2 protein-coding genes (1 of these 2 cut by a window edge) are annotated in these 24334 nt (G+C 68.9%); both read right to left on the reverse strand.

The features are described from left to right. A complete protein-coding gene (locus tag QCE63_RS23555; RefSeq protein WP_309836376.1) occupies positions 1–3105 on the reverse strand; it encodes an AMP-binding protein in 3105 nt (1034 codons plus the stop codon). Further along, positions 3098–24334, reverse strand: partial view of a non-ribosomal peptide synthase/polyketide synthase gene (locus QCE63_RS23560; protein ID WP_309836378.1) — the 3' portion only. 4995 nt of this gene lie beyond the right edge of the window; 21237 of the gene's 26232 nt are visible here — the last part of the coding sequence; its start codon lies off the right edge, out of view; its stop codon occupies positions 3098–3100. The genes QCE63_RS23555 and QCE63_RS23560 overlap by 8 nt, the downstream gene beginning before the upstream one ends.

The raw sequence follows: 24334 nt of genomic DNA on the forward strand, positions 1-24334 counted from the left end.
TCAGCGGGCCGCCGATGCTTTGCCGTGTGCTTGCCTGCGGGCCTGTTCGAGCATGGCGGCGCGAGCCTCCGGGGTCATCGCATCGAGCTTCAAACGCGCCTGTGCGAGCCGCTCGAGCGCGTCCGGGTCAACCTGCGAGGCCTGCAGCGCCGTAGCGAGCGCACGCACATTCGGATGCGCGAAAACCAGCCCAGGCAGCATCTCGACGCGCAAGCGTTCGGCGACGCGCGACACGAGCCGGATCACGAGCAACGAGTCGCCGCCGAGGGCGAAGAAGTCGTCCGTCACACCTATCTGGGCACGCCCGAGCAGTTCGGCCATCGTGCGCGCGAGCACGGTCTCGATGCCGCTGGCTGGCGTCACGCCCGTTGCCGCCGCCTGCTCCGGCAGCGGCAACGCGCGGCGGTCGATCTTGCCGTTCGCGAGCCGTGGCAAGGCGGCGGCGATCATCACATGCGCTGGCACCCACGCATCGGGGAGCACTTGCGAGAGCGCGTGCCGCAGCGTCTGCACGTCGAGTTGCGCACCGGATGCCGGAACGCACCATGCGGCGAGCATGCGCGAGGACGCTTCGCCGATCGGCATGACGACCGCCTGCGCGACGTCCGGCAGCGAACGGCACGCCGCCTCCACTTCGCCCGGTTCGATGCGATGACCACGGATCTTGACTTGATCGTCGGTACGTCCGAGCCAGCGCAGTTCGCCCGACGGCAAGCGCAGCACGAAGTCGCCGGTGGCGTAGAAACGCTCACCGGTTGCCGCCTCGGTGACGAATGCGTCCGGGTTCGCTGCGCCCAGATAACCGGGCGTCAACTGCCTGCCGCCCACCTGCAATTCGCCAGCCGCGCCCGCTGGCGCCGGCTTGCCATCCTCGTCGACGACACGCACCCGGTTGTTGGCGAGCACGTGCGTGAGCGGCAGGGCCATGCCGGGATCGCCATCGAACGATGCGTCGAGCGGCACTTCATGCACCAGCACGCCGACCGTCGTCTCGGTCGGCCCATAGTGATTGAAGAGGCGCACCGACGGCATTGCCGTCCGCAGCTTCGCCAGCAGCGCGGGTCGCGCGGCTTCGCCGCCGAGCACCACGGTGGCCGGCACACAGGCGGGCGCGTCGCCCAGCAGCGCGTCCAGATGCGACGGCACGAACTTTACGCAGTCAACCTGACGCGACGACAGAAAGCGCCCGAACGAAGGCGCGCTCGCCATGTCGTCCGCCGACGCGACTGCGATGCAGCCGCCGGTGACGAACGCACCGAAAAGCGTCGTGTTGCCGAGATCGGCGGCGAGCGTCGAGGTCGCGGCAAAGACGCGGCAGCGTTCGAACCCGGCCGCTTCGCTGACGGCGGCGGCGTAGTTGGCAAGCGCTTCGTGCGTCACCGGCACGCCCTTGGGCGTACCCGTCGAACCCGACGTAAACATCACGTACGCGTTCGCGCGATCCGCGACGGGCGGCAGGTCCGCGCCGTTCGGCTCGCCGGGTTCGTGCCCGAACGCGTCCAGCACGAGGCGAGGCCGCGCGCTCGTGACGATGGCGTCACGCCGTCCGTCCGGCCAGCCCGGATCGATCGGCAGATAGGCCGCGCCCGCCCGCATGACGGACAGCAGCGCCAGCACCTGCCGGCCCGAGCGCGGCATCGCGATGCCGACCACATCGCCCGGAACGACGCCGCCGCGCCGCAGACGGCGTGCCCCGGCTTCGACGGCTGACCACAACTGCGCATAGCCGAGCGTCAGGTCGTCGGCACGGAGGGCGGGCGCATCGGGCGTGGTCCGGGCATGACGTGCTATCGCGTCGAGGATCGTGGCATCCGGGAACGCGCGCACCGGGCCACGCAACTCGCCGGGGCGGTCGACGGATGCATCGCCGAGCGGCAGGCGCGCGACCGTCGCCGCTGCGTCGAACGGCAGCCGCGACAGCGTGCTGGCGTACTGGTCGAGCAGCACGCGCGCCGTCGCGGCGTCGTAGCGCGAGGTGTCGTAGGCGAGCGAAAGCACGAGCGGCCCGCCCGATGCGCCCGCGCACGCGAACAGCGCGAGCTCGGACGGATGGCCCGCAGCATCGAAACGTTCGATGTCGCCGGCTGCCCACGCGGGCATGTCGGCATACTCGAAGGACGCACGCAGAAACTTGGCGAGCGCTTCGGACCCGGCCTCGGCCGGACAGCATTCCTGCCATTGACGATGCGCGTCGAGCAGCGCATCGCGCTGGCGCAGCACTGCATCGAGCGTGCTGTGCCGGTCGATGTCGAGCATGAGCGGCAGCATGCGCCGATATACACCGATCGCGCCCGCCAGCGGCTCGTAATCGTCGCGGCAATCGTGGACGGTTGCGCCGGCGATGCGCGGCTGCGCGCCGATGCGCGCGAGCAGCATCCACCAGACCGCTTCCAGCGCATCGCCCGGCCGATAGCCGTGCGTGCGGCAGAATTCGCTCCAGTGCGCGGCGGCGGTATCGTCGAGGATCGTGTGCACGCGATCCGGCGCTGACGGCGCGTCTTGCACCGGGCGCATGCGGCGCAACGGCAGCGCGAGCGCATCGTCCGTTGCCGTGCGCGTCAGCCAGTCGCGCCAGTAGCCGACGCCCTCCGGACGGCTCTCGTCGTCCTCGAGCGCATCGCGCCATTCGAGCAGATGGCCATACGGCAACCGGTCGTCCGCCCGTTCGGCACGTGCGCCAGCCACGCGCTCGAGCGCCTCGCCCACGATGGCACACAGGCTCGGCGCATCGAGCCGCAACGGCGAAGCCGTCACGGCGAGGCGGGCGCGGGTATCGTCGATGCGCCGCCAGCGCAGTTGCAGCGCGGCGCGTGGGGGCGTGTTGTCGTCGTGCTCGCGCCACTCGACGCGCGGTCCGGAATCGCTCGTGCCGATCCAGCGCAAGCCGCGGAATCCGGCCACGGGTCCGATCTCCGCGTCGAACACATCGTGCCCGGCGCAGCTTGCCTCGAAGGCGTCGAGCAGCGCATCGCGCGACAAACCGGCGGGAAGCGTGAACGCGAGCATCAACGGCGCGCGCGCGTTCGAGCCGTCGAGCAGCAGCCGTTGTTCCGCCGCAAGGGGACGGCTCTCGTCGCCGTTCCAGTCAAGACCTGTATCAGACATCGAACGATTCCCCCGTGGAAGTCAGCGTGCTTGCTTCGGCGGGGTTCCCGCCGACCTCGACGCAGCGGCCCGTGCCGTCCAGCCGGTACATCTCCGCCATTGCCACGACGATGCGGCGCGGCTCCTCGTAAGGATCGCGGGCATGCGCGGCGAGCATGTTGTCGACCATCAGCACGTCGCCGCGCTGCCAGTCGAAGCGGATGGCGCACGCCTCGTAGGCGTCGCCGATCAGCCTGACGGCGGCCTCGTCGATGGGCGTGCCATCGCCGTAGCAGACGTTGCGCGGCAGGCGCGAGACGCCGACGAGTTCGAGCAGATCGCGCCGCACGGCGGCATCGAGGAAATACGGGTGATGCAACTGGATCTGATTGAAGAAAACCCGCTCGCCGGTGAAAGGATGCGTGATCACCGCGGGTGCGCGCGTGCGGGTCTGCAACACCTCGCCGAACCACTCGAAGGCGACTCCCCCCGCGCGGCAACGGGCTTCGACCTCGGCGGCATCGCTCGTCCTGAAGAAGTCCTGCCATGACACGTCGAGATCGGGTGTGAAAGTGCGGACATAGATCAGTCCCTTCGATGCGAGCTTGTCGACCAGCGCCGCCGGCAGCGCCCGCAGCATGTCGCGCCCGTCGGCGACCGGCGTCGCGCCGCCGGTCCGGGACGGCAGCTCGCAATAGAACCACTGCTTGTACGGCCAGCGTCCGGTGTGCGAACTCTCGTTGTGGTAAAGGATCATTTCGCGCTCGGGATACGGCGTCGAACGATAGGTGTTACGGCCGCCCTCCTTCTTCGGCAGATCGCCGTACGCGCCATACAGGCGCGGCGACATCGCCTCCACGAAAGCCTCGAACTGCTGCGGATCGTTCAGCGCGAAGCCGCGAAACAGAATTGCGCCATGCTCGCCGAGCAGCGTGTCGATCTGCGCGCGATGCGCCGCCGCCCAGACCTCCGGATCCAGATCGCGGCGTAACGGTTCGACCAGCGCGGGCAATCGGCGGCCAGGCTGCAACTCGCCGATCCGCACAAGTGCGCGCGGTGCGCGACCGGCGGCGGGTGTCGCGGACGTAGCGGTTGCCGTGGCAGTCGCGGGGGCATGTCGGGCGCGAAGCGCCTTGAGCTTGTCCAGCTTGCCGAGTGTGTTGTCGCGGGAGCGGATCGCGTCGGCGGTGGACTGGTCCGCCTGAACCGGCGCGGTCATGAGCGTGTCGAGCGCCTTGTCGGGATCGTTCACGAGTTCCTCCAGAAGTTGTGTCCACGCCGATAGCTGGCGGGCGATGGCCGTGCGCTCGAACAGCGGCGTCGCGAACACCCACTCGCCGCGCCAGCCGTGCGTGTCGCGATGCACGAAGAGCGCCATGTCGAATTTCGAATGACGGCTCGGCACGTCGAGCGTGCGCACTGCGAGACCATCGAGCGAGAGCGCGTCGGATGGCGTGTTCTGCAAGACGAAAAGCGCCTGCACGAGTGCGTTGCGCGACGGGTCGCGGCGCACGCCCGCCGCCTCCACGATCCGGTCGAACGGCAGCGCCTGATGCGCGAACACGTCGAGCAGTTCGTCCTGACGCTTCGCGGCGTACGCGCCGAAACCGTGCGTGTGCCCGCCGCTCCAGCGCGAACGCAACGGCAGCACGTTGACGAAGAAGCCGAGCATCGATTCGAGCTCGACGCGCTCTCGTCCCGCGACATCGGTGCCGAGCAGCAGATCGTGCATGCCGGTGACGCGATGCAGATGCAACTCGAAGCTCGCCAGCAACGCCGCATAAGCGGTGATGCCGCGCCGGGCAGCGAAGTCGTCGATACGCGCCGACAACGCCGCGGGTAGCGCGAACGCGATGGCGTCGCCCTGCTGCGATGCGACCGGCGGGCGTGCGGCGGCATCGCGCCACTGCAACGCACGCGGTGCGCCGTCGAGATAGCGTTGCCAGTAGACGCGTTCCGCTTCGCCCGCTGCGCCGCTCAGTGCGGCGTCCTGCCATGCGGCGTAGTCCGCGTATTGCAGCGGCGGAGTCTCGATTGGCTGCCGCGCGCGATAGCGTTCGGCGAAGGCCTCGACCAGCACGCTCATCGACCAGCCATCCGAGATGATGTGATGCGTCGCGAAGGTGATGACATGCCGCGACGCGTCACGCCGCAGCACGGCGACCGCGAAAAGCGGTCCATCGGCGAGCGCGAAACGAGTGTGCTGCGCCGCCTCGATCGCCTCGCTGACGCGCGCCTCGGCGTGCGCGTCGGTCAGGCCGCGCAAGTCCGTGAACGGCACCTCGACGTGTGCCTCGTGCGCCGGCGCGATGCGTGCGTAGGGCACGCCGTCGTCGTCGGGATAGGTCGTGCGCAGGATTTCATGCTGCGCGACGAGTTCGGCAAGCGCGCGCTCGACGCGCGCGATCGACAGCGCGCCCGTCACCTCGACCGCTGCGGCGATCGTGTACGACGCCGAGCCGGGCGCGGCAAGGCGCTCCGTAAGCCACAGGCGATACTGCGCCGGCGACAACGGCATGCGCGCGGTCCGGGCGACGGCCTGCAAGGCGGGCGCATCGCTGACCTGGGCCCTCACGACATGCGGGGCCATCGCGGCGAGTGTCGGCGCGGTGAACATCGAGCGCAGCGGCGGCGCAGCGCCGAAGCGCGCGCGGATTCGCGACATGACCTGCATTGCGCGCAGCGAATCGCCGCCGAGCGCAAAGAAGTTGTCGTCGCGTCCGATGCGCTCCACACCCAGCACGTCGCTCCAGATCGCAGCGAGCTGCTGCTCTGTCCCGCCCTGCGGCGGAGTGGATTCACGCGGCTCCCAATGCGGCTGCGGCAGCGCCTTGCGATCCAGCTTGCCGTTGGGCGTCATCGGCATCGCGTCCAGCACCATCACCCCTGCCGGCACCATGTATTCCGGCAAGACTTCGGCTAGTGCGCGGCGCAATGCATCGCCATCGAGCCCGTCGTGACCCGTCACATAGCCGATCAAGCGCTGCGATACCCCACTGCCCTGCGGCGAGACCACCGCTTCGCGCACGCCTTCCTGTGCCAGCAAACGCGCTTCGATCTCCCCCAGTTCCACCCGGAAACCGCGCAGCTTCACCTGATGATCGATACGCCCCGCGTATTCGAGTTGTCCGTCCTCGCGCCAGCGCACCAGGTCGCCCGTGCGATACATGCGCGCACCCTCGCCCGCGAACGGGTCCGGCACGAAACGCTCCGCGCTCAGCCCCGCGCGATTCAGATACCCGCGCGCCAGCAATTCGCCCCCGATCGCCAGTTCGCCGATCGCGCCGCGCGGCGTCAAACTCATGTCCGGCCCCAGCACGTACAACGCGCGCGTCCCCAGCGCCCGGCCGATCGGCACCTGCCCCGGCAGCGCGTCGAGCGGCGCCTGCGATGCCTCGAACGCGCTCGCGGTGATCGCCGTCTCGGTCGGACCGTACGTGTTGAGCAGACGGATCGGCGCAAGCGTGGCGCTCTCGCGCCAGCGGCGCAGACCTTCCAGCGGCATCGCCTCGCCCGTGGCGTGCACTTCCCGGAGCGTGTGCAAAGCGTCCTGAACCGCCTCGCCTCGCGTCAACTCCTGCACCAGCACATGCCAGTACGCCGTCGGCAGATCGGCCACCGTGATGCCGTGGCGTTTCACTCGCGCCGCGAACTCCTCGCTGCTCCACAAGTCCGCCCCGCGCAACACCACCGCCGCGCCCACGCACAGAGAGGGAAACAACTGCTCGATGAAACCATCGAAGTTGATCGTCGAGAATTGCAGCACGCGATCCCGGCTCGACAAGCTCGCAAAGTCGATCGACACCTGCGCGTGGCGCGCCAGCGCATCGTGCGAGATCGCCACGCCCTTGGGACGCCCCGTCGAACCTGACGTGTAGATCACATACGCCAGTTGTCGATCGTGAATGCGCACCTCCGGCGCATGCGACGGCCCCGCTTCGTCCTCCACTGACACATGGCGCACATCGAGTGCGGGCAGTTTCGCCAGCACGCGCGCCTCGCTCAACAGCAGGCCGATGCCGCTGTCCTGCACCATGTAGGCAATGCGCTCGGCCGGATAGTCCGGATCGAGCGGCACATACGCGCCGCCCGCCTTGAGAATCGCCAGCAGCCCCACCACCATGTCAAGCGAGCGTTCCAGCGCAATACCCACGCGCGTCTCGCCGCGCACGCCCTGCGCAATCAGCCGATGCGCCAGCCGATTCGCGCGGGCGTCAAGCGTTGCGTAATCGAGCGTGCTGTCGTCCAGAATCAGCGCGTGTGCATCGGGCGTGCGCGCGGCCTGCTGCGCGATCCATTCGTGCACCGGCGCACGGCGATGAACCTCGTACCCACGGCCCATCGTCAGTAGCGCCGTCGCTTCGCTCGCATCGAGCAAGGCGACTGCGCCGACGCGAACCGATCCGTCCGCCGTCATCGCCTGCAGCAGCGTCTCGTATTGACGCATCCAGCGCTCGACGGATTGCTCCGACCACAGCGCGCACGCATAGCTCATCTCGGCGATCAGTCCATCCGTGGCCGACTCGGTGACATTGAGCGTCAGGTCGAACTGGGCATCGCCATCGCCGATCGTCAGCGCTTCCACTTCCAGTCCCGGCCATTGCGACAGCGCGCGATAGTCGGTCTTCTGGTGATTGAACATCACCTGGAACAGCGGCGTCGACGCGAGGGTGCGTTCCGGCCGCAGCGCCTCGACCAGCGCCTCGAACGGCAAGTCCTGATGCGCCTGCGCGCCCAGCGCGGCGCGGCGCGTCTGCTCGATGAGCGCATCGAGCGTGAGATCCGTGTCGAAACGCGCACGCATGACCTGGGTATTGACGAAGAAGCCGATCAGCGGCGCGACCTCGGGCCGTTCGCGATTGGCGACCGGCACGCCGACGCGTACATCGCGCTCGCCGCTCAGACGATGCAGCAGCGCATGAAACGCGGCGAGCAGCACGACATAAGGCGTCGTGGCGCGCGTCGCTGCGAGCGCCCGCACCCGCTCGCTCAACGCCACCGGCAGTTCGTGCCGCAGACGCGCGGCGCGCGCATCGCCCTCGGCGCGGCGCGGTGTGTCGGCAGGCAATTCGAGCACCGGATGCGCGGCGCCCAGCGCATCGCGCCAATACGAGAGCTGACGCTCACGCTCGCCGTCGTCCAGCCAGCGGCGCTGCCACACCGCGTAATCGCCGTACTGCACCGGCAAAGCCGGCAGGCGCGGTGCGCGTTTCGCCGTCGCCGCGGCATAAAGCTCGACGACGTCATCGAGCAGCACTTGCACCGACCAGCCATCCGACACCGCGTGATGCATCGACACGACCAGCACGTTCCGATGCGCCGCTTCCCTGACGAGCGCCGCGCGCAGCAACGGTCCGCGCTCGAGATCGAAGGGCGTCGCCATGACAGCGTCGGCGGCCGAACGCGCGTCGTCCGATTCGACGATCCGGAACTCCGGCGCAAGCGATGCATGCACGATCTGGCACGGCCCTGCGCCTTCGATTTCGCGCAAGGTCGTGCGCAACGCTTCGTGACGCGCGACCAACTGCGCCAAGGCCGCGGCGAGCGCATCGACATCCAGTTCGCCCTGCAGCCGCACCGCACCGCCAATGTGATAGGCGCGGCTGTCGGGCTCCAGATTCCACATGAACCACAACCGCTGCTGCGCATGCGACATCGGCAGCACGCGCGCGCCGTCCGCCGCCGCTTCGCTCTGAACCGGCACGAGCGCCGGTACGCGCGGCGCCTCGACACAGGCGCGCGCCAGCGCCGCGATGTGCGGATGCGCGAACAGCAGACGCGGCGTGACGGGCAGCCCCGCAGCCACGGCTTTCGCCGCGACGCGCAGACTCAGGATCGAGTCGCCGCCGAGCGCGAAGAAATCGTCGTTGCGTCCGACGCGGTCCAGTTGCAGCGCCTCGCGCCAGATCGCGGCGAGCGCGTGCTCGGTTTCGCCGCGCGGTGCGTCGTAGTCCGCGGCGCCGTCGTCGGGCGCGGGGAGCGCACGGCGATCCACCTTGCCGTTCGGTGTGAGCGGCAAGGTATCGAGTGCCACGATCGCGCCGGGAATCATGTAGCCGGGCAGGCTTTGCGCGAGCGCCGCACGCAGCCGGGCCACATCCGCAACCACGGCGGACGCGGGTTCCCGATGCGTGATATAGCCGACCAGACGCATGCCTCCCGGACCTTCACGCGCGACCACCACGGCCGATCCGACGCCTTCGCACGCCGCCAGCGCTGCCTCGACCTCGCCCAGTTCGATTCGATAACCACGAATCTTGACCTGATGATCCATCCGGCCGAGATAGTCGAGCGTGCCGTCATCGCGCCAGCGCACCAGATCGCCGGTGCGATACAGGCGCGCGCCGCCGCCCGCGAACGGATCGGGCACGAAACGCTCGGCGGTGAGTGGCGCGCGCCGCCAGTAGCCGCGCGCAAGTCCTTCGCCACCCAGACAGAGCTCGCCCGGCACGCCCGCCTGCACCAGTTCGCCCTCGTTATCGAGCACATACGCGCGGGTACGCGACATGGCGTCGCCGAGCGTCAGGGCAGCCGGATCGGTCACGGGACCGAGCATCGACCAGATGGTCGTCTCGGTCGGGCCGTACATGTTCCACAGTTCGACGCCATGCGCGAGCAACGCCTGCGCGAGATCCGGCGGCAAGGCTTCGCCTCCGCACAAGCCCTTGAGCGCGGGCCACGGCGCGCCGCTTGCGAGCAGCATGCGCCAGGTCGCCGGAGTCGATTGCAGCACGGTCGCGCGTGCGTCGCACAGCAGCGCGGCGAGCGCCGCGCCATCGCGGGTGGTCTCGCGCGGCGCGACGATCAGCGCCGCACCCACGGTGAGCGGCAGATACAGTTCCAGCGCGGCGATATCGAACGACAGCGAGGTCACCGCCACACAACGATCGTCAGCGTCGAGACCCGGACTGCACGCCGTGCTCGACAGAAAATTCGCCAGCCCGCCATGACGCACCATGACGCCCTTGGGTTTACCCGTCGAACCGGACGTGTAGATGACATAGGCGAGATGCTCGCGATTCACCGTGATCGCCGGTGCGTGGGAAGGCATCGATGCATCGCCCGCCGCGGCAGGATCGAGCACGGCGATTCCATCATCGAGAGAAGGCAGGGCAACGTCACCGGAGCGCAGCACGAAGCGCAGTCCGCTGTCTTCGATCATCCACGCCAGACGTTCGGCGGGATAGTCCGGATCAAGCGGCACATACGCCGCGCCGCACTTCAACACGGCCAACACGGCGACCACCATGTGCGCCGAACGCGTCAGCGCGATACCCACGAGCATCTCGCTGCCGACGCCCGCTGCAATCAGCCGATGCGCCAGCCGGTTGGCGCGCGCATCGAGTTCGTCGTAGCGCAGGGCGTCGCCGCCGCACACCAGCGCGATCTTGTCCGGCGTGAGGCGCGCCTGGGCGGACACGCGCTCGTGTACGAGTGCGGCATCGCCGTCCCCCGCCGCGCCATGACCCCGTGCAAGCAGCGCGTCGCGTTCCGCCTGCGGCAGCATCGCGGCGTCGGCCACTGCCTGATCCGCGTCACGCAGGAAGCCGCGCACGATCGCACCGAAGCGCGCCAGCAGACGCCCGGCCTGCGCGGCGTCGAAGGCGTCGGTCCGGTAACTCAGCCGCACGCGCAGACTTGCGCCGTGCAATACCGTGAGCGTCAACGGGTAATGGGTTTCTTCCTCGTTGACGTAGTGGTCGAACGATAACCCGCCCGGCGCGGACGACTTCAGCACCGCATCGACGGGAAAATTTTCGAACACGACGATGTTGTCGAACAAGGGCGCTTGCCCGCACGCCGCGGCCTTCTGAATGTCGCCGAGCGGCGTGTGCTCGAATTCGCGAGCGGCGAGCGCGCGCTCCTGCAAGGCGCGCAGCCACGCGCCGACTGGCATCGACGGCGCTCGCGTGCTGGTCACCGGCAACGTATTGATGAACAGGCCGATCAGGGTGTGCGCCTGCGCGAGCTCGCCTGGACGACCGGCGACGGTCGCACCGAAGCTCACCGTGCGCTGTCCGGTCTGCTGATGCAGCAGTTCGGCCCACGCGCCCTGAACCAGCGTATTCACCGTGACGCGCTCCTGCTTGGCGAACGCGTTCAACCCGGCGGTGAGCGCCGCGTCGAAGCTCTCGTGCAGACGCGCAAAGCTGGAATCCACGCTGGTCGGCGGCGTTTCGACGCGCGCCAGCCGGGTCGGTCCATCGACCTCCGCGAGCGCGCCGCGCCAAAACGCGTCGCTCGCGCGAGCATCTTGCTTCCCGAGCCATGCGATGTAGTCGCGGAAGCGCCCCGGCACGGCGGGCAGCGTCTCGCCGGCATAGTGACGCAGCACCTCGCTCATCAGCTGCGCGGCACTCCAGCCATCGAGCAGCAGATGATGGCTGGTCCAGATCAGGTGATGACGCCGATCCCCGATGCGTGCCAGCACGAAGCGTTGCAGCGGCGGGCGCTCCAGATCGAAGCCTGCTTCCAGTTCACGCCGCGCGAGCGCGTCGAGAACGGCGGTGCGCCCGGCATCGCCACGCAGGTCCAGATGCTCGAACGGTGCGAGAGCGCGTTTCGAGACCCATTGGAGCAACTCGCCGCCGCGTTGCAGAAAGCCGGTGCGCAGGATGTCGTGCCGCGCCGTCACTGTGCGCCAGGCGGCTTCGAAGCGCGCCGTATCGAGTCCGTCGATATCGACGCGCGCCTGATTCAGATAGACCGACGCCTGCGCATCCAGCATCGCGTGGAACATCATGCCGGCCTGCATCGGCGAAAGCGGATAGAGGTCGTCGACGTCGCGCCACGGCAGCGCGAGACTGTCGAGGGCCGCCATGTCGAGGGCCGCCAGCGGGAAGTCGGACGGCGTGACCGCGCCTGCCGTTTCGGCGCAGAGGTCGATCAGCGCCAGCAGTTCGCGCTCGACGTGCGCGGCCAGCGTGTCAATCGTCGCGGCGCGATGACGCGCGGCGCTGTAGCCGAACGCGATCGACAAGCGGCCATGCGTCACCTTGGCATCGACGGACAGCGCGTGCGTGAGCGGCGTGCTGGCCGCGAGCGTCGAACCGACGGACTCGTCCGCGATGGCCCAGCCGTCGTCCTGCGCATCGAATGCCGTATCGAACTGACCGAGGTAATTGAACACGACCTGCGGGCGCGCAAGGCCAGCCATGACGGCGCGATCCGCAGGCTCGCCAGCGTAGCGCAGCAGTCCCGCGCCAATCCCGTGGCGCGGCACCGCGCGCAGCATCTCCTTGACGCGCCGCAGCGCCGTCGCACGCTCGCCGCACGCCGCAAGCGCGACCGGGAAGACGCTCGTGTGCCAGCCGACGGTGCGGCTCAGATCGACATCGTCGAACAGCGGCTCGCGCCCATGCCCTTCGATATCGACCAGCACGGCATCGTGCCCGGTCCAGTCGCACAAGGCGCGGCCAAGGGCCGTCAGCAGCAGGTCGTTGATATGCGTGCGGAACGCGGTGGGCGTGTCCTGCAACAGGCGGCGGGTTGCATCGGCGTCGAGGACGCGTTCGATACGCGCGCCGTCGCCGACGCGCGCGGGTCCGCCGCTCGTGTCGCCCGGCACGTCGGCGGGCAAATCGGCGGGCAAATCGGCGGGCGCATCGAGCGCGCGCCAGTAAGCGAGTTCGGCGCGTGACGCGGCGCTGCAGGCGTGCGCGGGGAGGCGGCGGGCCCACGTCGCGAAGGACGATCCGCGCGGCGCGGGCGCGCCGCCTTCATAGACGCGTCGAAGATCGTCGACGATCACGCGCCACGACACACCATCCACCACCAGATGATGCGCGGTGAGCAATAGTCTTGAGGAGCCATCGGGAAGATGCACGAGCATCGCGCGCAGCAGCGGGCCGTGCGTCAGATCGAGGCTCGCATGGGCGGTTTCGCACAGCGAGGCCAGCGAAGCCGGATCGTCGAGATGACGCTCCCATAGCATGTCCGCCGTGGCCGCATCCTGTGCGTGAGTCTGGGTCCAAACGCCATCGCGTTCGACGAAACGCAGACGGAACGCCGGATGATGCTCGCTTACCGCGAGCAACGCGCGACGCAGCCGGTCCACGTCGATCTTCGGCGGGGTACGCAGCAGGATGGCCTGGTTCCAGTAATGGCGCTCGGGCACATCCATTTCGAAGAAGTCGCGCTGGATCGGCAACAACGGCAGGTCGCCTTGTGGTGCGTCGTCTGCGACGATGCGCGACTCCGCGCGCGACGCCACGTGCGCGAGCAGCGCCACGGTCTGCGCGTCGAACAATTGCCGGGGCGTAATCGACAGGCCGATCTGACGCATACGCGCGACGATCTGCAGGCTCAGGATCGAATCGCCGCCGAGCGCGAAGAAGTTGTCGTCGCGTCCGATGCGCTCCACACCCAGCACGTCGCTCCAGATCGCAGCGAGCTGCTGCTCCGTCCCGCCCTGCGGCGGAGTGGACTCACGCGGCTCCCAATGCGGCTGCGGCAGCGCCTTGCGATCCAGCTTGCCGTTGGGCGTCATCGGCATCGCGTCCAGCACCATCACCCCTGCCGGCACCATGTATTCCGGCAAGACTTCGGCTAGTGCGCGGCGCAATGCATCGCCATCGAGCCCGTCGTGACCCGTCACATAGCCGATCAAGCGCTGCGATACCCCACTGCCCTGCGGCGAGACCACCGCTTCGCGCACGCCTTCCTGTGCCAGCAAACGCGCTTCGATCTCCCCCAGTTCCACCCGGAAACCGCGCAGCTTCACCTGATGATCGATACGCCCCGCGTATTCGAGTTGTCCGTCCTCGCGCCAGCGCACCAGGTCGCCCGTGCGATACATGCGCGCACCCTCGCCCGCGAACGGGTCCGGCACGAAACGCTCCGCGCTCAGCCCCGCGCGATTCAGATACCCGCGCGCCAGCAATTCGCCCCCGATCGCCAGTTCGCCGATCGCGCCGCGCGGCGTCAAACTCATGTCCGGCCCCAGCACGTACAACGCGCGCGTCCCCAGCGCCCGGCCGATCGGCACCTGCCCCGGCAGCGCGTCGAGCGGCGCCTGCGATGCCTCGAACGCGCTCGCGGTGATCGCCGTCTCGGTCGGACCGTACGTGTTGAGCAGACGGATCGGCGCAAGCGTGGCGCTCTCGCGCCAGCGGCGCAGACCTTCCAGCGGCATCGCCTCGCCCGTGGCGTGCACTTCCCGGAGCGTGTGCAAAGCGTCCTGAACCGCCTCGCCTCGCGTCAACTCCTGCACCAGCACATGCCAGTACGCCGTCGGCAGATCGGCCACCGTGATGCCGTGGCGTTTCACTCGCGCCGCGAACTCCTCGCTGCTCCACAAGTCCGCCCCGCGCAACACCACCGCCGCGCCCACGCACAGAGAGGGAAACAACTGCTCGATGAAACCATCGAAGTTGATCGTCGAGAATTGCAGCACGCGATCCCGGCTCGACAAGCTCGCAAAGTCGATCGACACCTGCGCGTGGCGCGCCAGCGCATCGTGCGAGATCGCCACGCCCTTGGGACGCCCCGTCGAACCTGACGTGTAGATCACATACGCCAGTTGTCGATCGTGAATGCGCACCTCCGGCGCATGCGACGGCCCCGCTTCGTCCTCCACTGACACATGGCGCACATCGAGTGCGGGCAGTTTCGCCAGCACGCGCGCCTCGCTCAACAGCAGGCCGATGCCGCTGTCCTGCACCATGTAGGCAATGCGCTCGGCCGGATAGTCCGGATCGAGCGGCACATACGCGCCGCCCGCCTTGAGAATCGCCAGCAGCCCCACCACCATGTCAAGCGAGCGTTCCAGCGCAATACCCACGCGCGTCTCGCCGCGCACGCCCTGCGCAATCAGCCGATGCGCCAGCCGATTCGCGCGGGCGTCAAGCGTTGCGTAATCGAGCGTGCTGTCGTCCAGAATCAGCGCGTGTGCATCGGGCGTGCGCGCGGCCTGCTGCGCGATCCATTCGTGCACCGGCGCACGGCGATGAACCTCGTACCCACGGCCCATCGTCAATAGCGCAGTCGCTTCGCTCGCATCGAGCAAAGCGATATCGCCGAGCCGCTCCACGTCGCCGCTCAAAGCGCGCAGCAAGCGCTCGAATCGCTCCGCGAGTTGCTGCGCGCGATCGCGCCCGACGCGCGCGGTATCCACGCTCCATTCGAGGCTCAACTCCGGTTGGGTCGATACGGTCAGCGTCAGCGGATAGTGCGTGCGCTCGAACGCGCGTGCAGCGCTCACCCGCAAGCCGTCGCCGGTTTCGCGCAGGCTGGCATCGACCGGATAGTTTTCGAACACGAGCAGCGAATCGAACAGTTCTCCACCTGTGCGTCCGAGCCATTGCTGCACCGACGCCAGCGGCGTGTGCTCATGCTCGCGCAACGCCACGTTGGCCGCCTGAAGTCCGCGCAGCCAGTCGCCGCATGCCGCGCGGCGCGGCACGTCCACATGGAGCGGCAAGCTGTTGATGCACAGCCCGAGCATGCGTTGCACGCCCGGCAACGCCGCCGGACGGCCTGCCACCGTGACGCCGAAGACCGCGCGCTCGCGTCCCGTCGACTGCGCGAGCAGCAGCGCCCACGCGCCCTGTACCAGCGTATTGAGCGTGACCTGATGGCGTCGCGCGGCGTCTTCCAGGCGCGCGACGAACGCCGCGTCGAGCGTCCGCTCGAATTCGAAGGCCGGTGCCGCCGCGCCGTCCGTTCTGGTCGATGGCATGTCGGTGAGCGTGCCGCAGGCGTCGATATCACCCGCCTGAGCGACCCACCATTCGCGCGACGACGGTTGCGCGTCGAGCCAGGCGACGTAGCGCGCGTACTGCACCGGCGGCAGCGGCACATGCGTCACGCCGCCGCACGCGGCGCGGTACGCGTCCATCACCTCGCTCATCAGCAAGGCGCTGCTCCAGCCATCGGTGATCGCATGATGGCCGGTCCACACCAGATCATGACCGCCATCGGGCCGTGTGAAGAGGTTCACGCGCACGAGCGGCGCGCACTCGATATCGAATCCTGCGCGCAGATCGTCGTGCAGCCAGCTATCGAGCGCCGCTTCATAGGCCGATGGGTCGCGCGGCATGTCCTCATGGACGGCGAAGGGCAACTGCGCGCGCGGCGCTACCACTTGCAGCACGGGACCGCCGTAGCGCCATTCGAAGCGCGTGCGCAACACCTGATGCCGTGCCGCGGCGTCGAGCCAGGCCCGCTGCATGGCACGCGCGTCGAGCGCGCCGGCGAGCGTGATGCGCTTCTGCGTGACATACAGACCGGCGTCGGGCTGCGCGAGCCCGTGAAAAATCAGCCCTTGCTGGACGGGCGTAGCCGGATAGATATCTTCGATGGCATCGGCCGGACCGGACGCCAGGCCCAGGCGCGCCCATTGTTCGGGCGTCACGCGCAGCATCGGGAAGTCCGACGCGCTCAGCACGCGGGCCGCATCGTTCAAATGCGCGAGCGTCGCGCGCAAACGCGCCTCGAAACGCGCGGCGATCTCGCGCGCACGGACCACGCCGATGACATCGGGATCGAAGTCCCAGCGAATCGACAGCGCGCCGTCCTGCACGCGCGCATTGATGTCGAGTGCGAACGGGGCGGCGGCCGTTGCCGTCATCTCGCCGCAGTCCTCGTCCGCGAGCGCGAACACGCCCGACGCCGGCAAGGTCTGATCGAGATTGCCGAAGTAGTTGAAACCGACACGCGGCGCGGGCAGCGCGCCCGCCTCCGCACGCACGGCCGCATCGGGCGAGTGCGCCAGCAGGCCCCATTCGAAACCCTTGTCCGGCACCGCGCGCACGCACGCTTTGGTGTCGAGCAGGCTCCGCGCGAGATCGTCATGTGTGGCGAGCCGCAGCGGATGACGCGTCGTGAACCAGCCGACCGTGCCGCTGATATCGAGCTCCTCCGGCAGCGACTCGCGGCCGTGACTTTCCAGCGCGACCAGCAACGCGCGCTCGCCCATGCCGAGTGCATGCGGCAGCGCTGCGAGCAGCACTTCGTCGAGCGGCATGCGATAAACCCGCCGGGCCTCGTCGATCAGTTCGCGCGTCGTCTGCGCGCCGAGTGCGGTCGTGAGCGTCTGACGCGGCGCGCCGCGCGACTCGGCCTCGAACGGAGCGACGGCCGCGCCGATCCTCGCGCGCCACGCGCCGAGCGACGCCTTCACGCGCGCCGATCCGGCGTATTCATGCAGCGCCTCGACCCATACGCTCCAAGGCGTGGCGGGCGGCAGCGTCGACGTTTCGCCATGCAGCGCGGCGGCGTAAAACTGTTCGAGTTCGTCGAGCAGAACACGCCACGACACGCCGTCCACCGCGAGGTGATGAATCGTCAGCAGCAGACGCGCGCCGCCCGGCACCTGAAAGGCCGCTGCCCGCAACAACGGGCCGTGTGCAAGATGCAGGGATCGGTGCAGACGCGTCGCCGTGTCCGCGAGCGCGGCGCGCCAATCGGCATCGGCGCGTAGATCGAAGGTATCGAGCAGGGCGTGCGGCTCGTGCGCGACGACCCGCTGCTGCCAGCCATCGTGCCGGACGAAGCGCAGACGCAATGCGTCGTGGCGGCGCACCAGCGTATCGAGCGCACGGCGCAGCGCACCGATGTCGAGCGATGCGGCGCGCAGCAGCACCGCCTGGTTCCAGTGCGCCTCGCCCTCGGGATGACGGTCGAAGAAGGTCGCCTGGATCGGCGTGAGCGGCAAGGCGTGGCGACGCTCTTCGGTCGACGCGGCGCGCACCGGCACCGCCAGCGCAGCCAACCGTTCGATATCGGGGGCTTCGAAAATCTGTTTCGGCGTGAGCTTCAATCCTGCCTGCGCCGCATGCGCGATGATGCGCAAGCTGAGAATCGAATCGCCGCCCACTTCAAAGAAATTATCGGTCACGCCGATGCTCTCGCGGCCGAGAACCTGACGCCACACGGCGACCAGCGCTGCCTCGTTGGCGGTGCGCGGCGCAACGTGCTCGCGTGCGCTGGCATCGGGCGGTTCGGGCAGTGCGTTGCGATCGGTCTTGCCGTTCGGCATGACCGGCATCCGCGCGAGATGCACGAAGCACGAGGGCACCATATGCCCCGGCAGCTTGCCTTCGAGCGCGCGACGCAATGTGACGTCGGCGATGCCGGCGCTCTGCGCGGCGACCACGTAGCCGACCAGACGACTGCTCTCGCCCGTGCCGCGCAGCGCGACGACCGCTTCGCGCACGCCGTCGATCTGACGCAGCACGGCTTCGATCTCGCCCAGTTCGATGCGCAGGCCACGCAGCTTGACCTGCTGGTCCAGCCGCCCGAGGAAGTCGATACGGCCATCCGCGCGGCGACGGCACAGATCGCCCGTGCGATAGAGCCGCGAGCCGTCATTGGCGAACGGATCGGGGATGAACTTTTCCGCCGTGAGCGCGGGCCGCTCCAGATAGCCGCGCGCCAGCGTCGCGCCGCCGATGACGAGTTCGCCCAACGCATCGACCGGCGCGATCTGTCCGTAGGCATCGACGACGTGCACGCGCCGCGACGCGTAGGGCGCGCCGATCGACACCACCGCGCAGTCGATATCCGACGCGCGCGTTTCGCGATACATGCACGCGACCGTGGTTTCGGTCGGGCCATAGAGATTGTCGAGACGGATATGAGCGAGCGGACCGTCGCGCCACTGCCGCAGCGCGTCGCCCGGCAAGCCTTCGCCGCCGACCGTGATCTGGCGCAACGCGGCGAGTTCGCTCGCGGGCGGACGATTGCGCAGCCATTGCTGCCAGTAAGCTGTCGGAATGCGTGAGAACGTCACGCGCTCGTCGGCGAGATGACGGCTCGTCGCGGCGAGATCCCATTGTTGCGGGCCACGCATCTCCACTTGGCCGCCCATGCACAGCGCCGGCAGCATTTCGTGCAGCGCGACATCGAAATTGATGGTCGACGATTGCAGTTGCTTGTCGGCCGAGGTGATCCCGTAAGCACCGATGAAGTCGTCGAGATGCTGGCTCAGGCTGTCGTGACTGATCGCCACGCCCTTGGGACGGCCGGTCGAACCCGATGTGTAGATGACGTAGGCAAGCTGGTCGGGATGAACCGCTGCGATCTCGAGTGACCCGTGGTCCGGACGACGCGCACGTGCAGCCATATCGCCGGCGCTGCCGGTTTCGATGACCACGCGCGTCTCCAGAACGCCCGCAAGCGCCCGGGCAGTGTCCGGGTCCGCCAGCACGCAGCGCACGCCCGCGTCGTCCATCATGTAGGCGAGGCGCTCGGCGGGATAGGCGGGATCCAGCGGCACGAAGGCCGCACCCGACTTGAGGATGCCGAGCAGACCCGCGACCAGCGCGCCCGAACGTTCGATGCACAGCCCGACGCGTTCGTCGGCGGCCACGCCGTGCGCGAGCAGTGCGCGTGCGACGTGATCCGACGCGCCGTCGAGTTCGCCGTAGCTCACGCGTTCGCCTTCGCAATGCAGCGCCGCGCGCAGCGGGTCGAGCGCGGCTTGTTCGGCGATGCGCGTCATCGCGGGACGGAAGGCGTGGCGTACCGGCGCGGTGACGGTTGCATCGGTTGCGCCGTCTGCCGGCAGGGTGATCGCTCCGACGCGCAAGGTGTTCTCGACCGCGTCATCCGCGAGCGTGGCAAGTTGGGTGAGAATCGCGCCATACGCGGCACGCAGCCTGGCAAGCGTCGCGGCATCGAGGCGTGCAAGCTGGTGTTTCCAGCGCAGCGTGGTTGCGCCGCCCGCCTCGCCCGGCAGCACAGCGAGCACGAGGGGATAGTGAGTCTGCTCGATGACGGCGAAATGCGTCAGCGAAAGCGTCGAGTCATGACGGCGGATCGCCTCGCCGATCGGGAAATTCTCGAGCACGAACAGGGTGTCGAAAAGCGCGTCGCCACTGCGCCCCGACCACTGTTGCACATCCCGCAGCGGCGTGGCTTCGTGTTCCCGCAGCGCGCTCGCCTCGTGTTGCACCGTGCGCAGCCAGTCCGCGACGGACGCCGCAGCCGGCACGTCGACCCACATCGGCAGGCTGTTGATGAACAGACCGAGCATCGCGCCGGTGTCGGCCAGTTCGTTTTCGCGGCCGGAAAGCGTCACGCCGAACGCGACCTGATCGCGATTGCCATGGCGTGACAGCAGCAAGGCCCAGGCACCCTGCAGCAGCGTGCCGAAGGTGACGCGGCAACGCTGCGCCGCCGTGCGCAGTCGCTGCGCAAGCGTGGCGTCGAGCGTCTCGTCGCGTTGCGCCACGACCGTGCCATGCGCCTGCACGGCCGCGCCCGACACGTCCGCCGACGGCGCGGGCAGGCTCGCGGTGAGCGTGGCGGGATCGTCGAGCGTGCGCAGCTTCTCTTGCCACCAGGACGCAGAACCGGCACGCGCGGCAAGCCAGTCGACATAGCGGCGATACGGCACGGCGGGCGCCAGGACGGCCACGCGTTCCTCAGCCGACGCGCGCACGGTTTCCAGCACTTCGCCGACAAGCTGCGCCGCGCTCCAGCCGTCGAGCAACACGTGATGATCGGTCCAGACGAGGTCGTGCTCGCCGTCGGGCCGCGCGAATACGTTGATGCGCAGGAGCGGCGCGCACTCCAGCGAGAAGCCGCGTGCGAGATCGTCGGCAAGCCATGCCTGCAGGCGCGCGTCGTAGGTGGCTTGCGGGCCGGCGGACCAGTCGTGGCTGGCGTAGGGCGTGGCAACCGACTTGCGCACCACTTGCAGCGCGTCGCCGCCATGCGCCCAGGTGAAATGCGTGCGCAGAACCGGATGACGCGCCGTGGCGCTCGCCCAGGCGTTCCGCATCGCTGCGTGATCCAGCACGCCGCGCAGGGTCAGCCGTTTCTGGTTGACGTACACGCCGCGCCCGGCTTCGAGCAGGCTGTGGAACAGCAGACCGCCTTGCAGCGGCGTGGCCGGATAGATGTCCTCGATGTCGTTCCACGGCAGATCGACGCCCTGCTGCCGCAGCGCGCCGCCATCGAAGCCGCGATGCGCGGGTGCGTCGGCAGGTTCCGGCTGGGCCAGCGCCGCGAGCGCGGCCACCGTCTGCGCCTCGAACAATTGGCGCGCGGTGATCTTCCACCCGGCCCGACGCATGCGCGCGACGACCTGCAGGCTCACGATGGAGTCGCCGCCGAGCGCGAAGAAGTTGTCCTGCCGCCCGACGCGTCCGGCGCCGAGCAACGCCTGCCAGATTTCCGCCAGCGCCGTTTCGACGACGCCGAGCGGCGCTTCGTAATCGGCCGCGCTGACATCCGGTGCAGGCAACGCGCGCCGGTCGATCTTGCCGTTCGGCGTGAGCGGAAAGCGCTCGAGCACAACGATCGCGCCTGGCACCATGAAATCCGGCAGGCGCGCGGCGACGGCGGCGCGCAGCGTCTGCGCGTCAGGCGCGGCATGGCCGTCCGTGTCCGTCGCGAGCGTCACATACGCCACCAGCCGTTGACCCGCCGGGCCATCGCAGGCGCTCGCGACGGCTTGCGTCACACTGGAAAGCGCGCTCAGCGCCGCCTCGACTTCGCCCAGTTCGATGCGATGTCCACGGATCTTCACCTGATGGTCGATCCGTCCGAGATAGTCGAGCGAGCCATCGGCCCGCCAGCGCACCTGATCGCCGGTGCGATAGAGCCTGCCGCCCTCCGTGGTGAACGGATCGGGCACGAAGCGTTCAGCGGTGAGCGCGGCGCGGCCGAGATAGCCGCGCGCCAGCCCTTCTCCGCCCAGATACAGTTCGCCCGCCACGCCCTGCGGCACCAGCGCGGCGGCATCGTCGAGCACGTAGGCGTGGGTACGGGCGATGACGCGTCCGAGCGGCACGGCGTCGCGTCCCGCCTCGACCGGACCGAGCAGCGACCAGATCGTCGTCTCGGTCGGGCCGTACATGTTCCACAGCGCCACGCCGCGATCGAGCAGCGCGTCGGCGAGCTCACGCGGCAGCGCCTCCCCGCCGCACAGCGCCTTGAGCGCGGGCCACGGGGTATGGCTCTGCAGAAGCATGCGCCAGGTCGACGGCGTCGCTTGCAGCACCGTCGCGCGGGAAGCGTCGAGCAGGCGCGCGAGCGCCGCGCCATCGCTCGCGGTCTCGCGATCGGCGACGATCAGCGTCGCGCCGGTCATGAGCGGCAGATAGAGTTCGAGCGCCGCGATGTCGAAGGACAGCGACGTCACGGCGACCCAGCGATCGGTCGAATCGAGTCCCGGACAGCCGTGCATGCTCGCGAGAAAATTCGTCAGGCCGCCGTGACGCACCATGACGCCCTTCGGCTTGCCGGTGGAACCGGACGTATAGATCACATAGGCCAGATCGTCGGCTTGCAGCGAGACCGACGGCGGCGTGGCAGGTTCGTCGTCGAGCCAGACGGCATTCACGTCCAGCCGCATGACACCGTCGATCGCCGGCAGCGCAACGCCCGCTTCGGCGTCGGTGAGCAGCAGCGCAAGGCCGCTGTCTTCCATCATCAGTCTCAAGCGTTCGCGCGGATAAGCGGGATCGAGCGGCACATACGCCGCGCCGCTGCGCAGCACGGCAAGCAGCGCGACGACCATCGCCACCGAGCGCTCGACGGCCACGCCCACCATGATCCCGGGCCGCGCATCGAGCGCACGCAGCCGATGCGCGAGACGGTTGGCGCGCGCATCGAGTTCGCCGTAGGTCATCGACTGCGCGCCGCAGCGCACCGCGATCGCCTGAGGCGTGGCCGCCGCCTGCGCGCCGATGCGCGCCGCCACGTCGACGAACGCCTGCGGATCGCGCGCCGGTTCGGGCTCGCGCCCGAGCGCCAGCAGTGCGGCGTGCTCCGCCGCATCGAAGAGCGGCACGTCCCCGAGCGTGCGGCTGTCGTCGTCGACGAAGCTCGCGAGCATGGCCAGATAGTGACGTCCCATCCGCCCGACGGTGTCCGCATCGAACAACTCGCTGGCGTACGTCAGCGCCGCCGTGAGGGAGCCGTCGTGATGTTCGGTCGTGTCGAGCATCAGCTCGAACTGGGCGCTGCGGACGCCGTCATCGAGACGCTCGACGCGCAAGCCGTCGAGCGTGTTCAGTACGCGACGGTCGACCTTGTGATGGTTGAACATCGTCTGGAACAAGGGCGAGCGGCTCAGGCTGCGCTCCGGTTGCAGCGCTTCGACCAGCACGTCGAAAGGCAACTCCTGATGCTGTTGCGCTGCCAGCGCGCCCTCGCGCGTGGCGGCGAGCAACGTGGCAAGCGTCGCGCGCGGTTCGACGTCGGCGTGCAACACCTGCGTGTTGACGAAGAAGCCAATCAGATGGGCGACTTCAGCGCGTTCGCGGTTGCCCACCGGCACGCCGACGCGGATCGCGCGCTGCCCGGTATGCCGGTGCAGCAGCGCGTGATAGCCCGCCAGCAGCACGGTGAACAGGGTCGTGTCGTGCGCCTTCGCGCAGGCATGCAAACGGTCGCCGAGCACCGCCGGGATCGTCAGGTCGTGGCGTGCCGCGCGATAGTGCGCCAGCGGGCGGCGCGGCCGGTCGACGGGCAGCGCCAGCGCTTCGACCTGTGCGCCGAGCGCTTCTCGCCAGTACGCGAGTTGACGCTCGCGCTCGCCCGCTTCGAGCCAGGCGCGTTTCCAGGCGGCGTAATCGGCGTACTGCACCGGCAGCGCGGCCAACTGCGGGAGGGCGGCGTGGCGCGATGCCTCGCCCGAGGCCCGGTAACGGGCGACGAATTCGTCGAGCAGGACATCGAGCGACCAGCCGTCCGAGACGATGTGATGCATCGACAGCAGCAACCCATGGACGCCCTCGCCCATCCGGACGACCGCCACGCGCAGCAGCGGCCCCGCGCGCAGATCGAAGGTTTCCTGCATGAACGCATCGGCATACATGCGGGCATCGGCTTCAGCGGGTGCATCGAACTCGCGGAACGCATGCGGCAATCGTGCATGCACGATCTGCGTGGCTGCGCCGTCCTCGTCATCGCTGAACGTGGTGCGCAGGATGTCGTGCCGCGCGACGATGCCGTCGAACGCGGCGCGCACCGCCCCGATGTCGAGCGCACCCGTCAGGCGCAAGCCGCCCGCGATATGGTAAGCCGTGCTGTCCGGCTGGAGATTCCACAGGAACCAGAGCCGCTGTTGCGCATGCGACAAGGGCAGGCGCGTGCGGTCGGCGAGCGGTTCGAGCGGCGGCGCGGCGGGTGTGGCCGGGCTCGGAACGGCGGCGGCAGTTAGTGCGTCCGCAAGCGCGGCGACGCTCTGATGCCCGAATATCTGCCGCGGCGTCAGCGGCAACCCTTCGCGCGTGGCGCGCGCGGCGACCTTCAGCGTCAGGATCGAATCGCCGCCGAGCGCGAAGAAGTTATC

The sequence above is a fragment of the Caballeronia sp. LZ065 genome (assembly GCF_031450975.1).
Taxonomy (GTDB): domain Bacteria; phylum Pseudomonadota; class Gammaproteobacteria; order Burkholderiales; family Burkholderiaceae; genus Caballeronia.